2 pseudogenes are annotated in these 1,493 nt (G+C 38.7%); both read right to left on the bottom strand.

Annotated features, from left to right (window positions below):
- Positions 1 to 392: pseudogene (locus QUA56_RS36560) on the bottom strand (transposase family protein); the annotation flags it as partial.
- Between the two features lie 472 nt (positions 393 to 864).
- Positions 865 to 1,272 (bottom strand): annotated as a pseudogene (locus QUA56_RS37075) (ISAs1 family transposase); the annotation flags it as partial.
- Between the last annotated feature and the right edge of the window lie 221 nt (positions 1,273 to 1,493).

Raw genomic sequence — 1,493 nt, 5'->3', positions numbered from 1 at the left:
AAATGAATTTTACTTTTTTTAAACAAGTTAAAATCGTGGCAATGCCCTGGTCCAAAAGCAGTGCAAATAATTTCTCTGGTCTCTTGATTAATTACCAATTGAGTTTTTAGAGTATGATATTTCTTCTTGCCCGAGTAATATCTCTTCTGTTTTTTTTTAGGTCGTTCAATAGCGGTTTCTGTGACATCCATCACCACGATTTCAGGATAATCAGAGTCTTTGAGTAATGCCTTTTTACCCGGAATACGAAACTTTCCCGTTTTCATTAAAGTTGATTCAATGTTAGTTACAATTCGGCAAATCGTTGATTCGGATACTCCCCAATTTGTCCCCATATGAAAATAGGTTCGATATTCTCGCCAATATTAATCGGCCACTAAAACTTGTTCTTCAAGAGTTAAGGCGATCAAGGCGTCCTCGTTTATCTTGAGGGTTTTCTAGCCGGAATTGTTCGCTTGGTGTTAACCATTTCTTTAAACGTTTGAATCTGGATACCAAATCTCCGTTTAAATTGCTCCGGTTTTAAATTTTGATAAAATCGATTGTTCATGATTGATTTATTGTGTAACTACAAAATACCTTTTTAGCATTTTATGCTGTTTTTAGCAAAATGTCCTAAAAATTAGCTATAACCTGCAATCTGCTCCACTTAAGCCAAACCCTTGATTATAGCATAAAATTATTTTGCAAGAGGTCTATTATATTCAGGGCTATTTCATTCTAAACAGCTTCTTCAAAACGTCTAGACCATAGCCCGCGAGCCGTTGTGCCTGTGCCATATTTGTTTCTCCAGCTTCTCGATAAAGATTGAGTGCTAAATTACGAGCAATTGCAAAAATGGCCGGGAGCTCGCCGACTCGAACTCTAGAAGCATCTTCTACGCCGGGTCACATCTCGGACATAGTGGACCTTATTTTCAACGCCCCAGTAATCGCGAATTCTAGTTGCAAATTGTTCCACCGTTTCATCCAATGAACTAATGTAGTACCTGGTTTCAGGCTTCTTAATTTGAATATATTCACCTTTTAACAGGTGTCGATAACTCGTGACTCGAATGATACTTCGTAGTCCGGCCCAGTCTTCGCTCTCCGATAGTCCATGCCAGCCTGTCCACAAACTCACACTTCGTCGTTCCACTCGTCCGTGGCCCGTTTCAACGGTATTAATATGGGATTCTGATTGAAATTTCTCCTTAATTTGCTTATGAAAATGGCTATGATTCCCTTTTAAGGCACCGAGATAGTCATTCCCAGACTCAATAATTAGCTCACAAGTTTTTTTTGAGTATTCAAGGCATCGAAGGCAAAAACGACTCCCCGTTGGGCCAAGGCTTCCAAAACGGGTGGAATCGCTTTGATTTCATTGGTTTTACAATCCACTTGTTGGGGAGTTAAAATCAGTCCTCGTTCGACCAAGTAAGTAGTTAAGCAAAATTAATTACATAATTATCTCCAAATTCTTTAAGAATTCTTTCTACAGATGAAACAAGAGAT

The sequence above is a fragment of the Microcoleus sp. N3A4 genome, assembly GCF_036701805.1.
Taxonomy (GTDB): Bacteria; Cyanobacteriota; Cyanobacteriia; order Cyanobacteriales; family Microcoleaceae; genus Microcoleus.
Note: the sequence above shows the minus strand (reverse complement) of the source record. Positions and strands in the feature narration are given on the sequence as shown.